Source organism: Polynucleobacter sp. 71A-WALBACH (genome assembly GCF_018882365.1).
GTDB lineage: Bacteria > Pseudomonadota > Gammaproteobacteria > Burkholderiales > Burkholderiaceae > Polynucleobacter.
In genome coordinates this window covers 1,000,828-1,021,641 of the sequence record NZ_JACVOP010000001.1, presented here as the reverse complement: position 1 = coordinate 1,021,641, position 20,814 = coordinate 1,000,828, and the positions used below count along the sequence as shown (strand labels likewise).

The following is a 20,814-nucleotide window of genomic DNA, read 5'->3' as shown; positions in this document are numbered from 1 at the left end:
TCATCCTTGTCATCAACTGAACATACGCAAATTAATATTGCAGACCTAAAAGATTATTTTTTAGGTCTGCAAGAGCGCATTACTACAGCAATGAGTGCGCTCGATGGCAAAGCCTTTGCGGTGGACGCTTGGGAAAAGCCGGAAGATAGTAAGTTAAAGGGTTATGGGCGCACCTGCATATTGGATGGTGGCAATATTTTAGAAAAAGGTGGCGTGGGTTTCTCACACGTCCGTGGCGATCAAATGCCTCCTTCCGCTTCACACCACCGCCCAGAAGTAGCAGGTCGTAGCTTTGAAGCCATGGGGGTTTCTTTGGTATTTCACCCAAACAATCCCAAGGTGCCAACGACCCATATGAATGTGCGTTGCTTTATTGCACAAGCTCCAGATAAAGAACCGGTTTGGTGGTTTGGTGGTGGCTTTGATCTCACGCCTTATTACGGCGCTGATGAGGATTGCAAACACTTTCATCAAACGGCTAAGGATGCTTTGGATCCGTTTGGTGAAGAGTTATATCCGCGCTTCAAAAAATGGTGCGATGAGTATTTCTATCTTAAGCACCGTGAAGAACCTCGTGGCATTGGGGGCGTCTTTTTTGATGACTTTAATGGTCTTGGTTTTGAGCAAAGCTTTGCGATGACACGTGCTGTAGGTGATGCGTTTATTGATGCCTACCTGCCAATTGTGGAGCGACGCTATCAAGATAGCTTCACTCCAGAAGAGAAAGCATTTCAAGAATACCGTCGTGGTCGTTATGTAGAGTACAACTTGATATTTGATCGTGGCACCATTTTTGGCCTGCACTCTGGCGGGCGTACAGAATCTATTCTGATGTCCATGCCGCCAGTAGTACAGTGGTGGTACAACTGGCAACCAAAGCCAGGAACGCCTGAAGCTAAGCTTTACGATTACTACCTTAAGCCGCGCGACTGGCTAGCCTAACTTGATCTCGGCGCATTTGGACACTCCAAAAAAAATTGGCATTCTCGGTGGCACGTTTGACCCGCCGCACCTTGGCCACCTCAAACTTGCTACCCATTTTGCAAAAGCCTTGCATCTCGATGCCTTGTTGCTCATCCCCAGCGGGGAGCCTTGGCAAAAGGGTGCTGGCATTAGCCCCGCAGAAATTCGCTTTCAACTTACTGAAGCGGCTGGCATTGATCTCGCCAGAGCATTTCTGTATTTAAAAATACCTACTGAAATTGGGATTGATCGTATCGAACTGGATCGGGCAGGCCCCAGCTATGCCATCGATACAGCTAAAGCCTTGAGAGAGCGTTTTGGACCCAATGTCAGCTTGACTTGGTTAATGGGAGCGGACTCCCTCCTAAATCTACCTTCCTGGAACTCCTGGGATCAATTGCTTAGTTTTGTGAATTTCGCAGTAGCTAGCAGACCTCACCATGCACTTTCTGTAGAAATGACTCCTGAAATTGAGGCTTTACTCAAAAAGCATCAATGTATTGATACTGATACCCTTGAAAAAAGCCCATTTGGCCGCATCTACCTAGATAACAGTCTTGCAGTGGACCTTTCATCAACAGAGCTTCGAAATCAGCTTAAAAACGCCTCTCGTGGCGCCATTGCTTCCGAGCACATTCCGTCTCACGCTTTAGAAATCATCACAAATCTGGGTCTGTATAAATAATCAGGCTAAGATCACCCCTATATACAAAAATCTCAGAAAAAATATTAAAGAAACTATGGACTTAACAAAATTACAACGCGTCGTGATTGATGCTCTCGAAGACGTTAAAGCGCAGGATATTCGCGTTTACGACACTACTAAACTCAGCGAACTATTTGATCGCGTCATCATCGCTACCGGCACCTCTAATCGCCAGACTAGATCTTTAGCTATGTCCGTTAAAGAAGCCGTCAACGCCAAAGGCGGTGAAGTCATCTCCGTCGAAGGTTTAGAGACTGGTGAATGGGTGCTCGTCGATTGCGGCGATATCGTTGTTCATATCTTGCAACCTGCACTGCGTGCCTACTACCAGCTGGAAGGAATGTGGGGTGCTAAGCCAGTGCGCGTCAAATTAGCCGCCGACAAGGGGCTTGTGAAGGCGAGCGAGCCCGACGACGAAGAGTAATTCTGTAGCAATGCGCTTAACGATTGTTTCGGTTGGCCACAAAATGCCAGAATGGGTTGCAACTGCAACCCATGATTACATTAAGCGCATGCCAGCAGATTGCAGTATTGAAATTAAGGAGATCAAACCCGATCTCACGCCGGCTAAAGAAGCTGTAAAAATTGCAGCGGCTATTCCCAAAGGGTCTCGTGTCATTGCGCTTGATGAGCGCGGAAAAGATCAAACTACCCAAAATCTAGCTACTCAGCTAGCCAACTGGCGCCAAGAAGGTTTTGATATCACCTTCTTAATTGGTGGCGCCGACGGGCTTGACTCCAGCCTCAAGGAAAATGCTCAAGCCATGTGGCGCCTCTCGAGTCTGACGCTACCCCATGCTATGGCAAGAGTCATGCTGGTAGAACAACTCTATCGAGCATGGACAATTTTGCAAGGCCATCCCTATCATCGCGAGTAAGCCATTCATGTTTTCTTATATTTACCTTGCATCTCAAAGCCCCCGTCGCCAAGAACTACTCAAGCAAATTGGCGTCCAGTTTGAGATGTTGATTGCAGCTCCAGGCGAAGATACCGAAACCATTGAAACACCTCTACCCAATGAAAAAGCGCGTGCTTATGTTGAGCGAGTCACATTTGCCAAAAGCGCCTTAGCATTAGCAAGGTGGCAAAACACCGGTAAACCTTGGGCACCTATTTTGTGCGCAGATACCACCGTCAGCTTGCCGGGCAACCCAGCCGGTGAAATCCTTGGAAAACCTAGTAATGACGCCGATGCTGCACGCATTCTAGAAATGCTGAGCGGAAAAGTACATGAAGTATTAACTGCGGTCGTCCTCACAATTGACCCGAGTACGAACCCCCTTTGTTTGGTACAAGTTTCCGAGGTCGAATTTACCCACTTAACTGAGGCGCAAATTACCCGCTACATCCAAAGTGGTGAGCCCTTTGGCAAGGCTGGCGCCTATGGTATTCAGGGGCTTGGAGGGGCTTTTATTCCCTCAATTAAAGGCAGCTATAGCGGTATCATGGGGCTACCTGTTTTTGAAGTTAACCAACTCTTGGATTTCGCTAAAGTTGCCCGCATATGAATGAAGAAATTCTGATCAACATCACCCCCCAGGAAACGCGGGTGGCATTAATTCAGCAAGGCGCTGTTCAAGAACTGCAGATTGAGCGCACGCGCCAACGTGGCATCGTCGGCAATATCTATTTAGCAAAAGTAGTACGTGTTCTTCCCGGCATGCAATCCGCCTTTATTGAGATCGGCCTGGAGCGCACTGCCTTTATGCACGTCGCCGATATCACCCAAAACAATCCTCAAGCACAAATCGAAAAATTACTCTTTGAGGGGCAAAATGTTTTAGTGCAAGTCCTCAAAGATCCTTTGGGTACCAAAGGCGCACGCCTCACGACACAGTTGAGTATTGCTGGACGTAACTTGGTATACCTCCCGCCAGCGGGCACAGATGCAGCCACCGAAAAATATATTGGCGTATCTCAAAGAATTGATCAACCTGAAGAGCGTGAAGCAATCAAGGCGCGCCTTGCAGGACTTATGCCTGCCGATGAAAAAGGCGGAATCATTGTGCGTACCAGCGCTCAAGATGCCAGTGATACTGAGCTCGAGCACGATATGCATTACCTGCGCACGACTTGGGAGAAGATTCGAGAGGCTGTGAACTATAAGGCTGCCCCTAGCTTGCTCTATCAGGATCTCAGCTTAGCCGAGCGAGTGCTACGCGACGTTGCTGGTGAAGAAACGACACAAATTCGGGTGGATTCTGCGGAGAACTTTGAAAAACTCAAAGGATTTGCGATGCTGTATATGCCTAATCTTCTAGATAAACTCACTCTGCATCGCGGCGAGCGCGCCCTATTTGATTTATTTGATGTGGATGCTGAGATTAATAAAGCACTCGGCAGAAGAGTTGATCTCAAATCGGGTGGCTACCTGATGATCGACCAAACAGAGTCGATGACTACGATTGATGTCAACACTGGAAGTTATGTGGGCGCGCGTAATTTGGATGACACTGTATTTAAAACGAATCTTGAGGCTGCTCAGGCTATTGCCCGTCAACTGCGCTTAAGAAATCTAGGCGGCATCATCATCATTGACTTTATTGATATGTTGAGTAAGGATCATCAAGCATCGGTTTTACACGAACTCAATCGCAATTTAGAGCGTGATCATGCCCGCACCTCTGTGAGTGACTTTTCCTCACTAGGCTTGGTAGAGATGACGCGCAAACGTACTCGAGAATCTCTGGCCCATATTACTTGCGAGCCTTGCGCTACTTGCCAAGGCAAGGGTGAAGTTAAAACAGCGCAAACTATTTGTTATGAGATTTTGCGAGAGATTGTGCGCGAACATCGCCAATTTAATCCCCGTGAATTTAGGATCGTTGCCGCACCCGATGTCATTGACCTCTTTCTGGAAGAAGAGAATCAATTCTTAGCCCAGTTAGGCGACTTCATCAGCAAGCCCATCAAACTACAAGCGGAAGGTAGCTTCCGCCAAGAGCAGTACGATATCGTCCTCAGTTAGGCATTCGAAAACTGGATGCGATGCAGGTTGGCATATAAGCCATCTTTAGCGATCAACTCTTCATGTGAGCCATTCTCAATCACATGTCCATGCTCCAGCACTACAATCCGATCCGCATGCTCAATAGTTGATAAGCGGTGCGCAATAACCAAAGTAGTTCTACCAGCCATCAAGCGCTCGAGAGCGTCTTGCACTTGACGCTCTGATTCAGAATCTAGTGCTGAAGTTGCCTCATCCAAAATCAGGATAGGCGCGTCTTTATAAATCGCTCGCGCGATTGCTAAACGCTGGCGCTGACCACCAGATAAGCGATTGCCGTTATCACCAATTTGCGTATCAATACCTTCGGGCATTTCTTTCATGAGTGCGGATAGGTTGGCCGCCTCAAGCGCTTCCATGACGCGCCCACGATCAACGCCTTCTGGACCTACAGCACCGTAAGCTACGTTGGCGGCAATACTGTCATTAAATAAAATAACATCCTGACTTACAAAGGCAATTTGTTTTCGTACATCCGCAAGAACAATGTCCTCAAGCGGAATATCGTCCAAGAAAATTTGTCCGCTTGTAGGCTTAAAGAAACGAGGGAGTAAATTTACTAGAGTGGATTTGCCACCGCCAGAGGGTCCAACAAAAGCTACCACTTCACCAGGCTTAATATTCAAATTCACACCAGTGAGTGCGTCTTTACGCCCAGCCTCTTGCTGGTAAGAGAAACTCACATCCTCAAATCGGATTCCACCCTTAGCCTTCAGCAAGGATTTCATATTCTCTTTGCGGGACTCGTCCTCTTCAAAAGGCTGATCCATCAGAGAGAAGATCATTTCCGCAGCAGTTAAGCCACGCTGTAGAGGCTGGTTAATGTCAGCCAGGTGTTTAATCGGCGAAATCACCAACATCATGGCGGTAATAAAAGAGGCAAAGCCTCCCACTGTAGTTCCTTCGGAGGCTGACTGCATCAACGCAATCACTAGTACGACCGACAGCGCCATAGAGGCGATGAGTTGAGTGATCGGTTGATTCAAGCCACCAGCTACCGCTGACTTCAAGGCAAACTGACGCAAACGCTCAGCCTTATCCATAAATCGGCGCATCTCATACTCTTCAGCACCATGTACCTTAACGATCTTATATCCTGCCGCAGATTCCTCAACGATATAAGCTAACTCGCTAGTCAATGTCTGCTGCTCGCGATTTAAAGATCGCAGGCGCTTATTAATTTTGCTCATGATGAAGGCAATAACGGGGAAGATCACCAAGACCACCAAAGTAAGTTGCCAATTCAAATAAATGAGGTAGCCAATTAAGCCGACCACAGTGAGCGAATCCCGCACCAAACTGATCAACATACCCCCCATGATGGAGAGAACGTTATTCACCTCAAAAACCACAGCGTTAATTAAATTGGATGCGGAGTTCTTTTGGAAAAAAGTAGTTGAAGCATTAAGTAGCGTCTGAAACATCTGCTCACGCAATTTAAGCAATACTGAATTAATAACTCGGGTGAGCAAATAATTTGAGAGGAATTGAGCCAAACTGCGAACAAGAGCCAGGCCGACCAAGAAAACTGGTACCTGCCAGAGCTTGCTATTCATTTGCCCAGTAAAGCCACGGTCTAATAACGGCTTCATTAGGGCTGGAATAGAGGTTTCAGCACCAGCGACTAAGGCCATGGCCAATAAAGACCCAACAATCATCCAGATATGGGGCTTCAGGTACTGAATTAATCGATTTAGGGCGGTACGGTCTTGAGCATTCATATAATGAATTATGCCCACCTTATCCGTCATACTCATCACTCGCAATGAAGAGGCCAATTTGGCCGATTGTTTGGCCTCCCTGGAGGGAATTGCCCAGCAAATCGTGGTGGTCGATACCAACAGCAATGATGGCACCCTAGAAATTGCCAGAAACCATGGGGCAATCATCAACCAGCCAGCGGATTGGCCTGGTTTTGGGCCCCAAAAGAACCGCGCCCTAGACTTAGCAACTGGCGAGTGGGTCCTTTCCCTGGACGCTGATGAGCGCCTTACACCCGCTCTCAGAAGTGAAATTTTGACAGCTATCCATCATTCAGCCCACGTCGACTGTTTTGCCATCCCACGCTTATCTTGGTATTGCGGGCGCTTTATTCGACATTCTGGGTGGAGCCCTGATTATGTGGATCGATTATTCAAACGGGGCACTGCCCGCTTCTCCGATGATCTAGTTCACGAGCGACTAATCCCAAATGGGCAGGTAGCAAAACTGGAAAATCCCCTGCTGCACTTCAGCTTCATGAACTACTCACAAGTCCTACAGAAGTTAGATCGATATTCAACTGCTTCGGCAGAGCAAGCTTTTGCCAAAGGCAAAATGAGTAGTCCACTCAAGGCGGTGCTTCATGGTGTATGGGCTTTTATACGCACCTACTTTATACGCCTCGGTTTCTTGGATGGCCCCCAAGGTTTTGCTTTAGCAATCTCTAATGGTCAAGGAACCTATTATCGCTATATGAAGTTATGGCAATTACATCAAGAAGCCGCAAATCATCAACATCACGGCAAATGATCTCAGTACTTTTAGCAACCTATAACTGGCCGCAAGCCCTCAAATTATGTCTTGAGTCACTCGGCACTCAAACAGACTTAGATTTTGAAATCATTATTGCTGATGATGGCTCTACCGCAGATACCAAAGCACTTATCGCAACGACTCAGATGCATTTTCCTGTAAAAATGACACATCTTTGGCAAGAGGATGAAGGCTTTCGCAAAACTCGCATCCTCAATCAAGCCATCAAAGCATCAGCCGGCGATTACTTGATATTTCTAGATGGTGATTGCATTGTTCAGCCAGACTTTATCGCCCAACATCGAACCTTGTCCCAAGCGAACCATCTGGTAACGGGAAGCCGCGTCTTGCTGAATGACGAACTCAGTAAAGAATTACTTTCATGGCCACACTGGGATTTCAAGAAATTTATCAACGACTTATTCAGCTATCGCCTATCTGGAGGCATCAATAAATACTGGCCTCTCAAAATAAAGCTAGGCAATGGCGCTTGGCGCGATTACAAGAAATTTGTATGGCGCCGCATTAAGGGGTGCAATATGGCCTGTTGGAAAGCCGACGCCCTGGCGATTGGTGGCTTTGATGAGACTATGACCGGCTGGGGACATGAAGATGCGGACTTTGTTTTCAGACTGCAAAACAGAGGCTTGATTCGTAAATCTGGTTCATGGGCAACCGAAGTACTTCATCTCCATCACCGCATTAATGATCAATCCAATGCAGCTGAAAATGCGCGTCGCGTGCGTGAAAAAATTCTGGCCAAAGCTAAATAAGAGGATTAGGTTACATTAGCTCTATGACTGCATTCTCCGCACTGAAGCCTAAAAAAGTTTTATTTATTGCGACTCGCCAAATTGGGGATGTCCTTGTCACTACGCCACTCATTTCACAAGCAAGAGAGCTTTGGCCTGATGCTGAATTTCATTTTCTAGGGTATCGCGGCAAGCTGGAGATGCTGAAAGGCAATCCAGACATTGCCCAGACGATTGAAACTTCAGATCGCCCCAAACTTAAGGAATATCTCTCTTTATTTTTTAAACTCTTTCAACGTTATGACTTGGCAGTGGTCACGCAACCCAGTGATCGCGCCTATTTTTATGGCTTAGTAGCGGCTCAACGACGTGTTGGCGTACTTGGCGGTCACCCTCAAGGGCTTACAGAAAAAGACAGGACCAAGAAAAGTAAAAGTGATAAACAAAATGCCTGGAAGAAATTCATTTGCTTGCATACCGTCGATGTAGATTATTTTGCGCAACATGTTATTACTGAAAAACTTCGTCTACTCGAAATCTTTTATAAAAATTCTCAAGACATATTTAGCAAATCAATTTCAGTAACAGCTCCTGCTGGTGACCCTATCACTCCAAGTATTGCTAGCCAGCTACACTCACCCTACGTGGTGGTGCATCCCGGACCTTTAACTGCCTATAAGAGGTGGCCTTTAGCCTACTGGCAAACATTGCTGACCTGGATTGCAAAACAAGGTTGGCAAATCGTACTCAGCGCATCTCCAGCCAAGCAAGATCTTCAGCTCAACAAAGATATTCTTTCCTTACTTGATGAAGAGAAACGCAACCATGTCGTTGATACTGCCGGCTTGCTCTCAATTGCGCAGGCAGGAACCTTGATTCGTGGCGCGATAGCCTATGTTGGGGTGGATACCTCTATCACGCACTTAGCGGCAGCCTGTAATACACCCACCATTGCCTTATTTGGTCCAACACCACCCACCAACTTTGGGCCATGGCCTAATGGCTTTATTGGCATGCAGCCTTATGCATTAAGAGCTCGCTCGCAGACCGTCGGTAATGTCACGATCCTTCAAGGCCCTGGCGAATGCGTTCCCTGCCGCAAGGCAGGCTGCGAAGATCACGCAAACAGCAAGAGCGAATGCTTGGACCAACTAGAACCAAATCAAGTCATCGAAGCGCTTCAGAAGGCCATCAATCAATAAACCACGCTAGGCAGTTTTTTAGTGCTACGAATTTAGTGGTACTGAACCTGAACGGTATTGGATTGTTTGGCCGCTAAAATTTGATTCAAGCTATGCAAACAAGCATCATCTGGATAGATGCGTAACTCTTCTGGGAACTGCATTAGACAGGCTCCACCGCTGGTAGTGACTGCAGCAGTGAGCATTAAACCTTTCAAGCCCTCGCTACCACTTGGCATGGAAGCCGCTGCAGGCCCCAACTTTGGATCACGCACTCGATTACTCATTAAGTAAGGTCCAATTTGGCTACGTAAAGATTTGAGGTCAATTCCGGAGTCAATGAATAGATGAACATTGCGCGCAAAACGCATGCGGGCGCCCGTGATATCCATCACCGCCTCAGACACAATGCGCATCCCTCCAGAAAACTTATCTGGAGTGACGTTGACCTTAGCTACTAGCAACTCATCTTCCTTAAGCCAAGAACGATTGGGTTCATAGACTTCGCTATAGAGAGTGACTTCAATTGCAGCAGTTCCATCATCAATTGTCGCAATCATCATGCGACCACGCTGGCCAGTCAGCATCCGCGCGGAAGTAATAATGCCGGCGATCAACTGATCCTTGCCCTCGGTCACTTTAGCCAATGGCTGGCGAATGAAATGCGCAGTCTCTTCACGATAGGCGTCAAACATATGCCCCGTGAGGCAAAGACCTAAGGCGCTTTTTTCATCCTGGAGGCGTTTCTTTTCAGACCAGACTGGTTCGCGCACTAATTCAGGCAAGTGGCGATCCTCTTCCCCTGCCATCTCAAACAAACTTACCTGGTTGATTGAGGCTTCAGCTTGTTCAGCCGCCTCGATTGCGCGCGCAAGTGAAGCTAATAAAGTAGAGCGAATATCGTAAAGATTTCCACCGGCGGGAATGGCGTCTTTGTATAAGCTATCAAAAGCACCGGCACGCATCAAGGCTTCAATTGCGCGACGGTTGACTTGTCTGCGATCAACGCGTGCGCAGAAATCAAACAGGTCTTTAAATGGACCGCCTGCTTCACGCGCCTTCACAATCACCTCAATTGCTGCTTCACCAGTGCCTCTAACAGCGCCTAAGCCGTAACGAATATGGCTAATGGGAGAATCAGGCGTAGCGTCCGGCGCACGTAAGGGCGTAAATGCATAAACGCCCGTATTAATGTCTGGCGAGAACACCCGTATCTGGTTAGCCGAACAATCGTCATACAGAATCTTGATCTTATCGGTGTCATCCATTGCGAGCGATAAGTTGGCCGCCATAAATTCAGCTGGGTAATAGGCCTTTAACCAAGCGGTTTGATATGCCAGGAGCGCATAAGCAGCAGCATGGGATTTATTAAATCCGTAGCCTGCAAAGCGTTCCATCAAGTCATAAATCTCGTTGGCCTTGCCTTCGGTAATGCCACCCGCTTTTGCGCCATCACTAAAAATCTTGCGATGCTGCGCCATCTCTTCAGGCTTCTTCTTACCCATCGCGCGACGCAACATATCCGCGCCACCGAGTGAGTAGCCGCCAATCATCTGCGCCATCTGCATCACCTGCTCTTGGTACACCATGATGCCGTAGGTTTCTTGCAGAACGGGTTCAATACGGGGATCTGGATACTCTACTTTTTGACGTCCATGCTTACGTTCAATAAAGTCAGGAATCAAATCCATTGGACCAGGACGATAGAGTGCGACGAGCGCAATAATGTCTTCGAAGCGATCAGGCTTAGCTTCACGAAGCATGCCTTGCATGCCGCGACTTTCTAACTGGAAGACGGCAACCGTATTGGCATTCTTTAAAACCTCAAAAGCCTTTTCATCGTCGAGCGGAATCTCGCCAATATTCCAATCCTTACGATCAGCATGCAGTGTCTTAATCCATTTTTCAGCGGCCGCCAAAATAGTCAGCGTCGTTAAGCCTAAGAAGTCGAACTTCACTAAGCCGATCGCCTCTACATCATCTTTATCAAACTGACTAATGACTGAGCCGCTCTCTTGATCTTTAGAATCTTTGGCCTCTTGTGTGTAGAGCGGGCAAAAATCCGTTAAGCGGCCCGGGGCAATCAATACGCCACCCGCATGCATACCGACGTTGCGGGTCATACCTTCTAACTGCTGCGCGAGAGATAAAAGCTGACGTACTTCGTCTTCATTCTTTTCGCGCTCGGCTAATTGCTTCTCTTCCTTCTTGGCCATTTCAATAGTCATGTACTGACCTGGCTTGTTTGGAATTAACTTGGCAATACCATCAACGAAGTTATAACCTTGCTCGAGTACGCGACCTACGTCACGAATCGCTGCTCTTGCAGCCATCGTGCCAAAAGTGGCGATTTGACTGACCGCATCTTTACCGTATTTATCTTTTACATACTGGATGACGCGATCACGCCCGTGCTGGCAGAAGTCAATATCGAAGTCGGGCATGGATACCCGCTCAGGATTTAAGAAGCGCTCAAAGAGCAAGTTATAACGCAGCGGATCAAGGTCGGTAATACCGAGTGAGTAGGCAACCAGAGAGCCCGCACCAGATCCACGACCAGGGCCTACTGGTACGCCATTGTTCTTAGCCCAGTTAATAAAGTCCGCAACAATCAAGAAGTAGCCCGGGAAACCCATTTGGGAAATCGTCTTCACCTCGAAGACCAAGCGCTCGTGATATCGAACCTCTTCTTTAGCGCGCTCCTCCGGGTCCGGGAAGTTGCGCTCCATGTGTCGCTTCAAACCAATCTCGGATTGCTGTAGCAAATAGTCGTCGAGCGTAATGCCAGGCGGCGTCGGGAAATCCGGTAAACGTGGTTGACCTAGCGTTAAAGAGAGGTTGCAACGCTTGGCAATCTCCACTGAATTGGCCAGCGCAACCGGTAAATCCGCAAAGCGTTTTTCCATCTCTTCTTGGGATAGAAAATATTGCTCTTCATTAAATTTTTTGGTGCGACGAGGGTTGCCCAAGAGCTCACCCTCTGCGATACACACCCGCGCCTCATGGGCCGTGAAATCGCTTCGCTGCATAAACTGCACAGGATGTGTGGCAACGATAGGTAAATCCAATTCACTAGCAAGGTGACAAGCAAGCTGAAGCTGCTTTTCATCTTGAGGATGACCGCCACGCTGCACTTCAATGTAAAAAGCATTTGGAAATAAGCTTGCCCAGCATTTGGCAGCTTCTTTGGCTTGCTCTTCTTGGCCAGCCAATAGTGCGGCACCAACATCACCCCAACGTCCACCTGAGAGTGCGATTAATCCGTAGGCAAGCGTTCTTTTTACGGCCTTATCTTCAGCTTTAGAAGCTGGCTCGCTAAACCACTTGGGATCTACTTCAGCTCGACCGCGAGATTGATTCTCTAGGGAGGCCTTACTCAATAACTGACAAAGATTGAGATAGCCAGAGTGGTTTTGAACCAGCAGCAATAAACGATAAGGTTGATCGGGATCCTGAGGATTGCTAACCCAAACATCCGCGCCCGCAATTGGCTTTATTCCACCAGAACGCGCAGCGGTGTAAAACCGAACTAAGCCAAATAAGTTACTTAAATCAGTGAGCGCTAAGGCTCCCATTCCGTCTTTTTCGGCTGCGGCAACCGCATCGTCAATGCGAACGACGCCATCCGTAATTGAAAACTCGGAATGGACGCGCAGATGAACAAAACGGGGTGAAGCCATGAGATCATTTTAGCTGTGCTGAACTTTAAAAACCCCTCATCCCCAGCCGACGGCTATCGCGGGCGATTTGCCCCCTCGCCTACTGGCCCGCTTCATGGGGGATCGCTGGTTGCCGCCCTTGGAAGCTGGTTAGATGCCCGTAAAAATCAAGGGAAATGGCTGCTCAGAATTGAGGATTTGGATACTCCCCGTTGCATCCTTGGGGCGGATCAAGAAATCCTGCGCCAACTGCTTGCCTGTGGCCTTACCTGGGACGAGGAGCCCACTTGGCAATCTAGACATCAAGAACGCTATAAAAAGGCTCTGGAGCGCTTGAATGAGCTCCAAATCACCTTTCCCTGCACCTGCTCCCGACAAAGTATTGCAAATGCTCTGGAGGCTCGTGGTGCGGTCACTCCTCGCAATCAAGAAATGGTCTATCCAGGAGTCTGTCGACCCCATGAAAGACCCAAATACAAAGAGGGCAATGCGACCTTGGACGAAGTGGCTTGGAGACTCGCCCTGCCACCAGATCTCACCATCGAATTTGAAGACCTCATCCTTGGACAACAAAGTCAGAACCTCAATGAAGAAGTAGGAGATTTTGTATTACGGCGTAGGAATGGCGTATTTACCTATCAACTTGCCGTAGTGGTAGATGATGCCGAACAAGGCATCACTCACATTGTGCGTGGCGCAGACTTACTCAACAACACAGCAAGGCAAATTCATCTGCAACGGATCTTGGGATACGGAACTCCGAGCTACTTACATCTGCCTTTAGTGCTTGATGAGCATGGCGAAAAACTCAGTAAGCAAACTTTAGCGAGTGCCATTCATACTGAGAATGAGCAGCAGGCTTTACAGGAGTTACGTAAAGCTGCAAGACACCTTGGATTAAGAAATCTGCCAGATGGGAGGGCGACTTCAATTGCTGAGTGGCTTTTAGCGGCCACCCAGGCTTGGGATAGAAAAATTACTTTTTCTTAAAGCCGCCAAGTAATGCACCAACAGATGGTCTTGCAGGTGTAATACCGACTTTCTTCTCTTCGGCGCCAGTAGCACCAGAGGCTGGCTGCGGAGCAACAGTAGGCTCATAAGGCTTATAGAAAAATGGATCCGACATTTTTGCCGGCGCATCCGATCTAGACGAGCCCCTACTTGACGCAGGACTAGAGCTAGTACTAGGGTTGCCCTCCGGCAAGGGTTGGATATCCAACTTCCGCTTCATCAACTTTTCAATATCGTCGAGCAAACGTTTTTCACTAGCATCCACCAAGGCAATCGCATCGCCTTTGCTGCCAGCACGACCTGTCCGTCCAATGCGATGAATAAAATCTTCCGCATTAAATGGCAGCTCGTGATTAATGACGCAAGGCATGGAAGGAATATCTAGACCGCGTGCAGCGACGTCAGTTGCAACTAAAGCTTCAATCGCGCCAGACTTAAATGCATCCAAAGTGAGAGTACGCTCGCCTTGACTCTTATCACCATGAATCGCACCCGCTTTAATGCCATCGCGCTCCAATGAACGAGCCAGTCTTGCGCAACCCAAACGGCTATTAGTAAAGATGATGCACTGGCGAGATAAGCCTTGACGAGTCCGCACCTCAAGCACTTTCACAATCGCTCGCTGCTTATCCGCGCTAGATACCATATGCACCACTTGTTTCACGGTATCGGCAGCGGCATTTTGACGCGCCACCTCAACAGTAACTGGCGTACGCAAATAACTTTGCGCTAACTTTTTAATCTCAGGTGAAAACGTTGCTGAGAATAAAAGAGTTTGACGCTGCGCTGGAATCAAATCAATGATGCGCTGCAAGTCAGGCAAGAAGCCCATATCCAGCATGCGATCCGCTTCATCTAACACCAGAATTTCTACTTGGGAGAGGTTGGCTACTTTGGAGCCAATGTGATCAAGCAAGCGCCCTGGAGTGGCAATCAAAATCTCCACGCCGCCACGCAATGTGGCTACTTGCTCTTTCATATCCACGCCACCATAGACCACGGCAGCGCGTAAATCGGTATGTTTTGAGTAGCTTGCCGCATTCTCGGCAACCTGAACAGCTAACTCACGTGTCGGTGTTAATACCAAAGCACGGATTGGGTGACGAGCAGGTGAAGCACTGCTGCTAGCGTGACGCAAAATCTTTTGAATAATCGGCAGTACAAAAGCAGCCGTTTTACCGGTACCAGTTTGGGCCGCGCCCATCAAATCGCTTCCAGCCAACACATGCGGAATAGCTTGCGCTTGAATCGGAGTTGGGGTGTTGTAACCCTGCTCAGATACCGCTTTTTGAATCTTTGGATCTAAACCAAAGTCAGCAAAGGTAATAGTTGCTGGGGTGGCGCTGCTTGGCGCAGCGCCGGTAGAGGAATTTATTTCAGGAACAGTATTTGTCAAGGTAACTTACAGAATGGCTGCAATGCCGGCCTTCGCGGTTTCGGCATCCTCAGTCGATTTAACGCCGGAAACGCCGACTGCGCCGATGGTAAACCCATTTACCTCGATATTGACGCCACCTTCCAACATGCCCGAAATATGTGGGGCAGATAAAAAGGAAATACGTCCGTTATTAATAATCTCTTCGTATACGCGGCTCTCGCGCTTACCCATTGCAGCGGTACGCGCTTTTTCTTGAGCAATGTAAGCGGAGACAGGAGCGCAACCATCGCGACGAATTAAACCCAATAGATGTCCGCCATCATCACAAACAGCGATGGTTACTGCCCAGTTATTGGCTGCAGCATGTTTATCTGCCGCATTCAAAATCTTTTGAACATCAGCTTGAGTAAGGTAAGGTTTAGTTGCCAACATGATTAATCTCTCTGTCTCTAATACTATTGATATATAGGGTGAATTATAGGTTGAGTCTGTCGACTAAGCCTTACTTTAGGTACTCTTGGGCCGCAACTACGCCACTAGCCTTGGGTTTATAGCCCATAGCACCCAAACTCATCTCTACCCCGCTTAAAGCGGCCATCAGACTCAATTCATTGCAATCGCCCAGGTGGCCAATACGGAAAATCTTGCCTTTGAGCTTGCCTAAACCCGTTCCTAGCGAAAGATTGAACTTTTCTAGGGCATGTTTACGGAGCACATCCGCATCCATTCCCTCTGGAACTACGATGGCCGTTAATACTGGTGAATAGGCATTTGGGTCCAAGCACTGGTTCTCAAGACCCCAGGCAGCTACCGCACGACGACATGCTTCAGCTAAGCGCTGATGACGAGCAAAAATCGTATCCAATCCTTCGGTTTGCATCATGTCGATCGCCTCATGCAGGCCATACATCAGATTAGTACTTGGCGTGGTTGGCCAGTAGCCAGTCTTATTGGATTCCAGAATTTCATCCCAAGCTAAATAAGATTTCGGAATCTTGCTATGTTTACTAGCTTCAATCGCCTTTGGTGATAAGGCATTAAAGCCAATTCCTGGAGGCAACATTAAGCCTTTTTGTGAACCGGAAACGGTTACGTCAGCACCCCATTTGTCATGCTCATAATCCGCTGAACCTAAGCCAGACACACTATCCACGAGTAATAGCGCCGGATGCTTTGCATCGTCGATCGCCTTGCGAACCGCGGCAATATTGGATGTCATGCCAGTAGAGGTTTCGTTATGAACTACACAAACCGCCTTGATTTCATGTTGAGTATCTTTGCGTAAGCCCTCTTCAATCACAGATGCATCAATACCCCAACGCCAAGTATCCGCACCTGCTTTACCTACCACTTCAATTTCAATGCCAATCTTTTTGGCCAACGCGCGCCACAAGTTTGCAAAGTGGCCGGTTTCATAAAAGAGCACCTTGTCACCGGGATTGAGGACATTGACTAAAGCACCCTCCCAAGAACCCGTTCCAGAAGCGGAATAAATAATGACGGGTTGCTCAGTCTTAAAAATCTTCTTAATACCATCCAAGACTTTGAGGCCAAACGCACCGAACTCAGGCCCACGGTGATCAATGGTTTGATAGCTAATAGCCCTCAGGATGCGCGAAGGTACTGGGCTTGGGCCAGGAATATGTAAAAAATGACGTCCTGAGAGGTGGTTATCTAGTTTTAGCATGCTGAGTCTCGCTTGGTTTTTGTAGTTAATCTTGGGGGCCAGTGTAAGTCACTTTTTGTCAATTGACAATTTTGTATGCAAAATATTGATCAAATAATAAAAAAAATAAGCCATTTATGGCGTTATTTATGCTTATTGATGGGTTATAGTAATTATGTATACAAATTTAAGGCATTTCAAATGATGCTCACAGCGCCCCAAAGCACCCAAAACTTACACGAAGCTACTTTCCAAAAGCTCCGAACTTTATTAGTGGAAGGTGCCATCACCCCCGGCAGCAAACTCAATGAGCGTGAGCTAGCAGAGCAACTCAATGTATCTCGCACGCCTATTCGTGAGGCGATTCGACGCCTGGCTGCTGATGGCCTGGTTGAGCTGATTACTAATCGTGGAGCAATTGCGGTACAACTAAGCCGTGACGACATCATTCACACCTTTGATGTGATTGCGAATCTAGAGGGCTACTCTGGGGAATTGGCAGCGCAAAACATTAGCGATCGAGCGCTCACCGAACTTGAGGCACTTCAATATGAAATGATGGCTTCATATGCGCGCAGAGACCTCTCCAGCTACTACGGACTCAACCTCAAAATTCATCGGGCTATTAATCAAGCGGCAAACAATCCTGTCCTCAGTCAGCTATTTACTCAAGTCAACGCTCGCATTGAAGCGCTTCGCTTTCGCTCCAATCAGGATGGCGTCAAGTGGGAAAAGGCTGTCGGAGAACATCAAGAAATGTTGGATGCATTAAAGGCTCGCGATAGCGTGCGCATGCGCAAAGTCATGATTCAACATGTCATGAATAAACGTGATGTAGTGATTCAATTGATTGACTCAGAATCCAAAGAGAAAGTTGCAGCATGAACAAGCCGCTTGATTTGCCGCTCCCAGAATTCGTTGCCAATAAGGCAGCATTGGCTAAACGCCTTAAACAAGAAACTTCTGGCGAAGTCATGACTGACATGGCTAGTCGCGGACGCTATGCAACGGATGCATCGATCTATCAAGCTATGCCTATTGCTGTCTTTATCCCTAAAACTGCCGAAGATGTTGCAAGCGCCATTCAGATTGCAGCTGACCTAGACATCCCAGTTCTGCCGCGTGGCGGGGGCACCAGCCAGTGTGGCCAAACCACCGGCACTGCACTCGTCATTGATAACACTAAATACTTTCGCAAGCTTTTACACGCTGATCCAGAAAAAGCTATAGCAGTCGTTGAGCCTGGCATGGTTTTAGATCACCTTAACGCCGCACTCAAACCCCATGGCCTCTGGTATCCAGTAGATGTCTCCACTGCTGGTCAAGCCACGATTGGTGGCATGGCAGGCAATAACTCTTGCGGTAGCCGCTCGATCGCCTATGGAAACATGGTGCACAACGTTTTAGGTATTGATGCCTGGTTAGCGAATGGGCAAGTAGCCAGCTTTGGAAATTATGCCAATAGCTCTGGTGTTGCAAAACAACTGGGTGACTTTGTAAAAGATCTCGCCAACAGCCTCCAACCAGAAATCGAGGCGCACTTCCCTAAGGTATTACGTCGTGTCGCCGGATACAACCTGGATGTATTTCACCCACAAAGTGAGCGCCCTTACACACAAGATGGTAGCGTTAATTTAGCCCACCTCTTAGTAGGTAGCGAAGGTACGCTAGCTTATTTCAAATCACTTGAACTCAAACTCGCGCCTTTACCTCAACATAAAGTGCTTGGCGTGGTGAACTTTACGAGCTTCTTCAAAGCCATGGATAGCGCGCAGCACATCGTCAAACTAGGGCCTACTGCAGTAGAGCTAGTTGATCGCACCATGATTGACTTAGCGCGCCACAACCCCAGCTTCAAAAAAACTATTGAGACCGCCCTCATTGATGCTACTGGCCAGACTCCTGAGGCAATCTTATTGGTGGAGTTTTCTGGGGAAGCACATGCTCCCTTGCTCGAGAAATTAAAGTCCTTACAAAACCTCATGGGTGATTTGGATCTTCCAGGCTCAGTAGTCGCGATGCCCGATGCAGGCTTACAAAAGAATTTATGGGAAGTACGCAAGGCTGGCCTGAACATCATGATGAGCCTAAAAGGCGATGGGAAGCCAGTGAGTTTTATTGAGGACTGCGCAGTCCCCTTAGAAAGTCTGGCTGAATACACCCAAGCACTCACAGATGTATTTTCTAAGCACGGCTCTCGCGGCACTTGGTATGCCCACGCTTCCGTAGGCACTCTGCACGTTCGTCCGATCTTAGACATGCGTCGTGATGGCGCGCAGAAGATGCGCGCAGTTGCCGAAGAAGCTTCTGCCTTGGTTCGCAAATACAAAGGCGCCTATAGCGGTGAGCATGGTGATGGACTCTGTCGTGGCGAATGGATCTCTTGGCAATTTGGCCCTAAGATCACAGAAGCACTCGCTGAAATCAAGCATGCATTTGATCCAAAAGGGTTATTCAATCCTGGAAAAATTATTCATCCACCGAAGATGGATGATGCGAGAAACTTCCGCTTTCCACCCAGCTATAAAGTTATTCCACTTCAGCCCGCTTTAGATTGGTCCGCTTGGAATGTCCAAAATAACCCTGTCACTGAAGAAACCAGCGCACCGGGAACTGGCGGCGATCCTGCGATGGGTTTAGCTAAAGCTGTAGAGATGTGTAATAACAATGGCCACTGCCGCAAGTTTGATGCGGAAGTGATGTGCCCAAGCTATCGCGTGACTCGTGATGAAAAGCATCTCACCCGTGGTCGCGCCAACACTTTACGTCTTGCTCTATCAAACCAGTTAGATATCAAAGATGAAAGCTCCCCCTTAGGTAGTGACGCTATCAAGGAAGTGATGGAGCTCTGCGTCAGCTGCAAAGCGTGTCGCCGTGAATGTCCAACTGGCGTCGATATGGCCAAAATGAAGATTGAGTTTCTGGCAGCTTATAAGAAACGGGTTGGGCATACGATGCGCGATTTAGCCGTAGCCTACCTGCCTAAATATGCCCCCATCATCAGCGCTATTCCAGGACTTCCCGCATTACTGAACCTTCGCAATCACCTTGCACCAATTGCTAAATTACAAGAATGGGTGATGGGCGTTTCCGCACAAAGAAGTCTGCCGATCTGGAAGGCAAAAAACTTCTGGAGTGATCAGAGTGCGATTGCATCGTATCAATTTACGCCAGCGGAGTTGAGTAATGCTGATGCGAATGGAAATAAGGGCGTGGTACTGCTAGCCGATACTTTCAACTCTTACTTTGAAGATGAAAATCTGCAAGCAGCACTAAATGTTCTGAAGGCTGCTGGATACCGTGTCCATATTCCACAGAAGAGCTTGAATAAACAAAATGCCGGCTCAAGCACAACAAAAAACACCTGTTCTAAAGAATTCTGCTGCGGTCGCACCTACTTAGCTGCTGGCATGGTGGATCAGGCTAAAGCTAGCTTAGATGAATTAGTAAATCATCTAGCCCCTTTTGCAGAAAAGGATATTCCCATTATTGGTCTAGAGCCTTCATGTCTATTCACACTCAAAGATGAAGCCTTGGTCATGGGCTTTGGTGAACGTGCAGTTACGGTAAGTAAACAGGTGCAGCTCTTAGAGGAGTTCTTGGCTAGCGAAGCAAAAAATGGAAAGCTCCAGCTCCAGCTAAAGCCAGCCTCGCGCCCAGTACTATTTCATGGCCACTGCCATCAAAAAGCATTTGCCGCAGTTACGCCAGCAATGGAACTGCTGAAGTTAATCCCCAATGCTGACCCTAAACTCATTGAGACTTCTTGTTGCGGTATGGCGGGGAGTTTTGGTTATGAAGCTGAGCACATTGATGTGTCAAAGCAAATGGCAGAAGCTAGTCTCTTACCTGCAATACGAAAATCTCCAGATAGCTGGGTAGTTGCAGATGGCACTAGTTGCCGCCATCAGATTATTGATGGCACGAAAAGGGACGCCGTACACATTGCCAAAATTTTGGCAGCCCACCTTTAAAC

At 47.9% G+C, this 20,814-nt stretch carries 17 protein-coding genes; 12 read left to right on the top strand and 5 right to left on the bottom strand.

The window, feature by feature from the left end:
- Positions 1 to 30: 30 nt before the first annotated feature.
- From hemF to rng, 6 genes are read left to right on the top strand one after another with little or no spacing between them, the layout of a single operon-like run.
- The gene (hemF, locus tag ICN42_RS05320) at positions 31 to 942 is read left to right on the top strand and encodes an oxygen-dependent coproporphyrinogen oxidase (RefSeq protein ID WP_216252935.1); all 912 of its coding nucleotides are present in this window, start codon (positions 31 to 33) and stop codon (positions 940 to 942) included.
- 16 nt (positions 943 to 958) lie between these two features.
- A complete protein-coding gene (locus ICN42_RS05315; RefSeq protein ID WP_255539247.1) occupies positions 959 to 1,648 on the top strand; it encodes an adenylyltransferase/cytidyltransferase family protein in 690 nt (229 codons plus the stop codon).
- 55 nt (positions 1,649 to 1,703) lie between these two features.
- Positions 1,704 to 2,093, top strand: a complete 390-nt coding sequence (gene rsfS / locus ICN42_RS05310) for a ribosome silencing factor (protein ID WP_215329439.1) — start codon at positions 1,704 to 1,706, stop codon at positions 2,091 to 2,093.
- 10 nt (positions 2,094 to 2,103) lie between these two features.
- Entirely contained in the window at positions 2,104 to 2,547 is a 444-nt protein-coding gene (rlmH, locus tag ICN42_RS05305; protein ID WP_216251936.1) for a 23S rRNA (pseudouridine(1915)-N(3))-methyltransferase RlmH, read from the top strand.
- A 7-nt stretch (positions 2,548 to 2,554) separates the two neighbouring features.
- Positions 2,555 to 3,178, top strand: coding sequence for a nucleoside triphosphate pyrophosphatase (locus ICN42_RS05300; protein ID WP_216862432.1), 624 nt, complete (start codon positions 2,555 to 2,557; stop codon positions 3,176 to 3,178).
- Entirely contained in the window at positions 3,175 to 4,638 is a 1,464-nt protein-coding gene (gene rng, locus ICN42_RS05295) for a ribonuclease G (protein WP_216251933.1), read from the top strand. The genes ICN42_RS05300 and rng overlap by 4 nt, the downstream gene beginning before the upstream one ends.
- Here rng and msbA read toward each other — a convergent pair.
- Positions 4,635 to 6,398: a lipid A export permease/ATP-binding protein MsbA gene (msbA, locus tag ICN42_RS05290; protein ID WP_216251930.1), complete on the bottom strand. Its 1,764-nt coding sequence runs from the start codon at positions 6,396 to 6,398 to the stop codon at positions 4,635 to 4,637. The genes rng and msbA overlap by 4 nt on opposite strands.
- Before the next feature lie 10 nt (positions 6,399 to 6,408).
- On the opposite strand from msbA, the gene ICN42_RS05285 reads away from it, so the two are divergent.
- Genes ICN42_RS05285 through ICN42_RS05275 form a run of 3 tightly spaced genes read left to right on the top strand, consistent with a single transcriptional unit; the run spans position 6,409 to position 9,145 of the window.
- On the top strand, positions 6,409 to 7,188 hold the full coding sequence (locus ICN42_RS05285; RefSeq protein ID WP_216251928.1) for a glycosyltransferase family 2 protein: 780 nt from the start codon (positions 6,409 to 6,411) through the stop codon (positions 7,186 to 7,188).
- Positions 7,185 to 7,964, top strand: a complete 780-nt coding sequence (locus tag ICN42_RS05280) for a glycosyltransferase family 2 protein (protein ID WP_216251924.1) — start codon at positions 7,185 to 7,187, stop codon at positions 7,962 to 7,964. Before ICN42_RS05285 ends, ICN42_RS05280 begins: the two co-directional genes overlap by 4 nt.
- Before the next feature lie 23 nt (positions 7,965 to 7,987).
- Positions 7,988 to 9,145 carry a glycosyltransferase family 9 protein gene (locus ICN42_RS05275; RefSeq protein ID WP_216251920.1) on the top strand — a complete coding sequence of 386 codons (1,158 nt, stop codon included), beginning with the start codon at positions 7,988 to 7,990 and terminating at the stop codon, positions 9,143 to 9,145.
- 32 nt (positions 9,146 to 9,177) lie between these two features.
- Here the strand turns inward: ICN42_RS05275 and dnaE are convergent, their stop codons facing one another.
- Entirely contained in the window at positions 9,178 to 12,804 is a 3,627-nt protein-coding gene (gene dnaE / locus ICN42_RS05270) for a DNA polymerase III subunit alpha (RefSeq protein WP_216251917.1), read from the bottom strand.
- Positions 12,805 to 12,819: 15 nt separating this feature from the next.
- Here dnaE and gluQRS point away from each other — a divergent pair, with 15 nt between their 5' ends.
- The gene (gluQRS, locus tag ICN42_RS05265; protein WP_370625999.1) at positions 12,820 to 13,773 is read left to right on the top strand and encodes a tRNA glutamyl-Q(34) synthetase GluQRS; all 954 of its coding nucleotides are present in this window, start codon (positions 12,820 to 12,822) and stop codon (positions 13,771 to 13,773) included.
- On the opposite strand, the gene ICN42_RS05260 is transcribed toward gluQRS, so the two are convergent.
- From ICN42_RS05260 to ICN42_RS05250, 3 genes are all read right to left on the bottom strand, one after another.
- Positions 13,760 to 15,190, bottom strand: a complete 1,431-nt coding sequence (locus ICN42_RS05260; protein WP_216251914.1) for a DEAD/DEAH box helicase — start codon at positions 15,188 to 15,190, stop codon at positions 13,760 to 13,762. The two genes, gluQRS and ICN42_RS05260, sit on opposite strands and share 14 nt — an antisense overlap.
- A 6-nt stretch (positions 15,191 to 15,196) precedes the next feature.
- Entirely contained in the window at positions 15,197 to 15,601 is a 405-nt protein-coding gene (locus ICN42_RS05255; RefSeq protein ID WP_216252928.1) for a heme-binding protein, read from the bottom strand.
- A 73-nt stretch (positions 15,602 to 15,674) separates the two neighbouring features.
- Positions 15,675 to 16,859 (bottom strand): alanine--glyoxylate aminotransferase family protein, encoded by a 1,185-nt coding sequence (locus ICN42_RS05250; RefSeq protein ID WP_216251912.1) that lies wholly within the window; start codon positions 16,857 to 16,859, stop codon positions 15,675 to 15,677.
- A gap of 180 nt (positions 16,860 to 17,039) precedes the next feature.
- Between ICN42_RS05250 and ICN42_RS05245 the strand changes: the two genes are divergently transcribed.
- Together ICN42_RS05245 and ICN42_RS05240 are read left to right on the top strand one after the other, a co-directional pair.
- Complete coding sequence (locus ICN42_RS05245; RefSeq protein WP_255539246.1) at positions 17,040 to 17,723, top strand: GntR family transcriptional regulator; 684 nt, start codon at positions 17,040 to 17,042, stop codon at positions 17,721 to 17,723.
- The gene (locus ICN42_RS05240; RefSeq protein WP_216251909.1) at positions 17,720 to 20,812 is read left to right on the top strand and encodes an FAD-binding and (Fe-S)-binding domain-containing protein; all 3,093 of its coding nucleotides are present in this window, start codon (positions 17,720 to 17,722) and stop codon (positions 20,810 to 20,812) included. The genes ICN42_RS05245 and ICN42_RS05240 overlap by 4 nt, the downstream gene beginning before the upstream one ends.
- Positions 20,813 to 20,814: the final 2 nt, after the last annotated feature.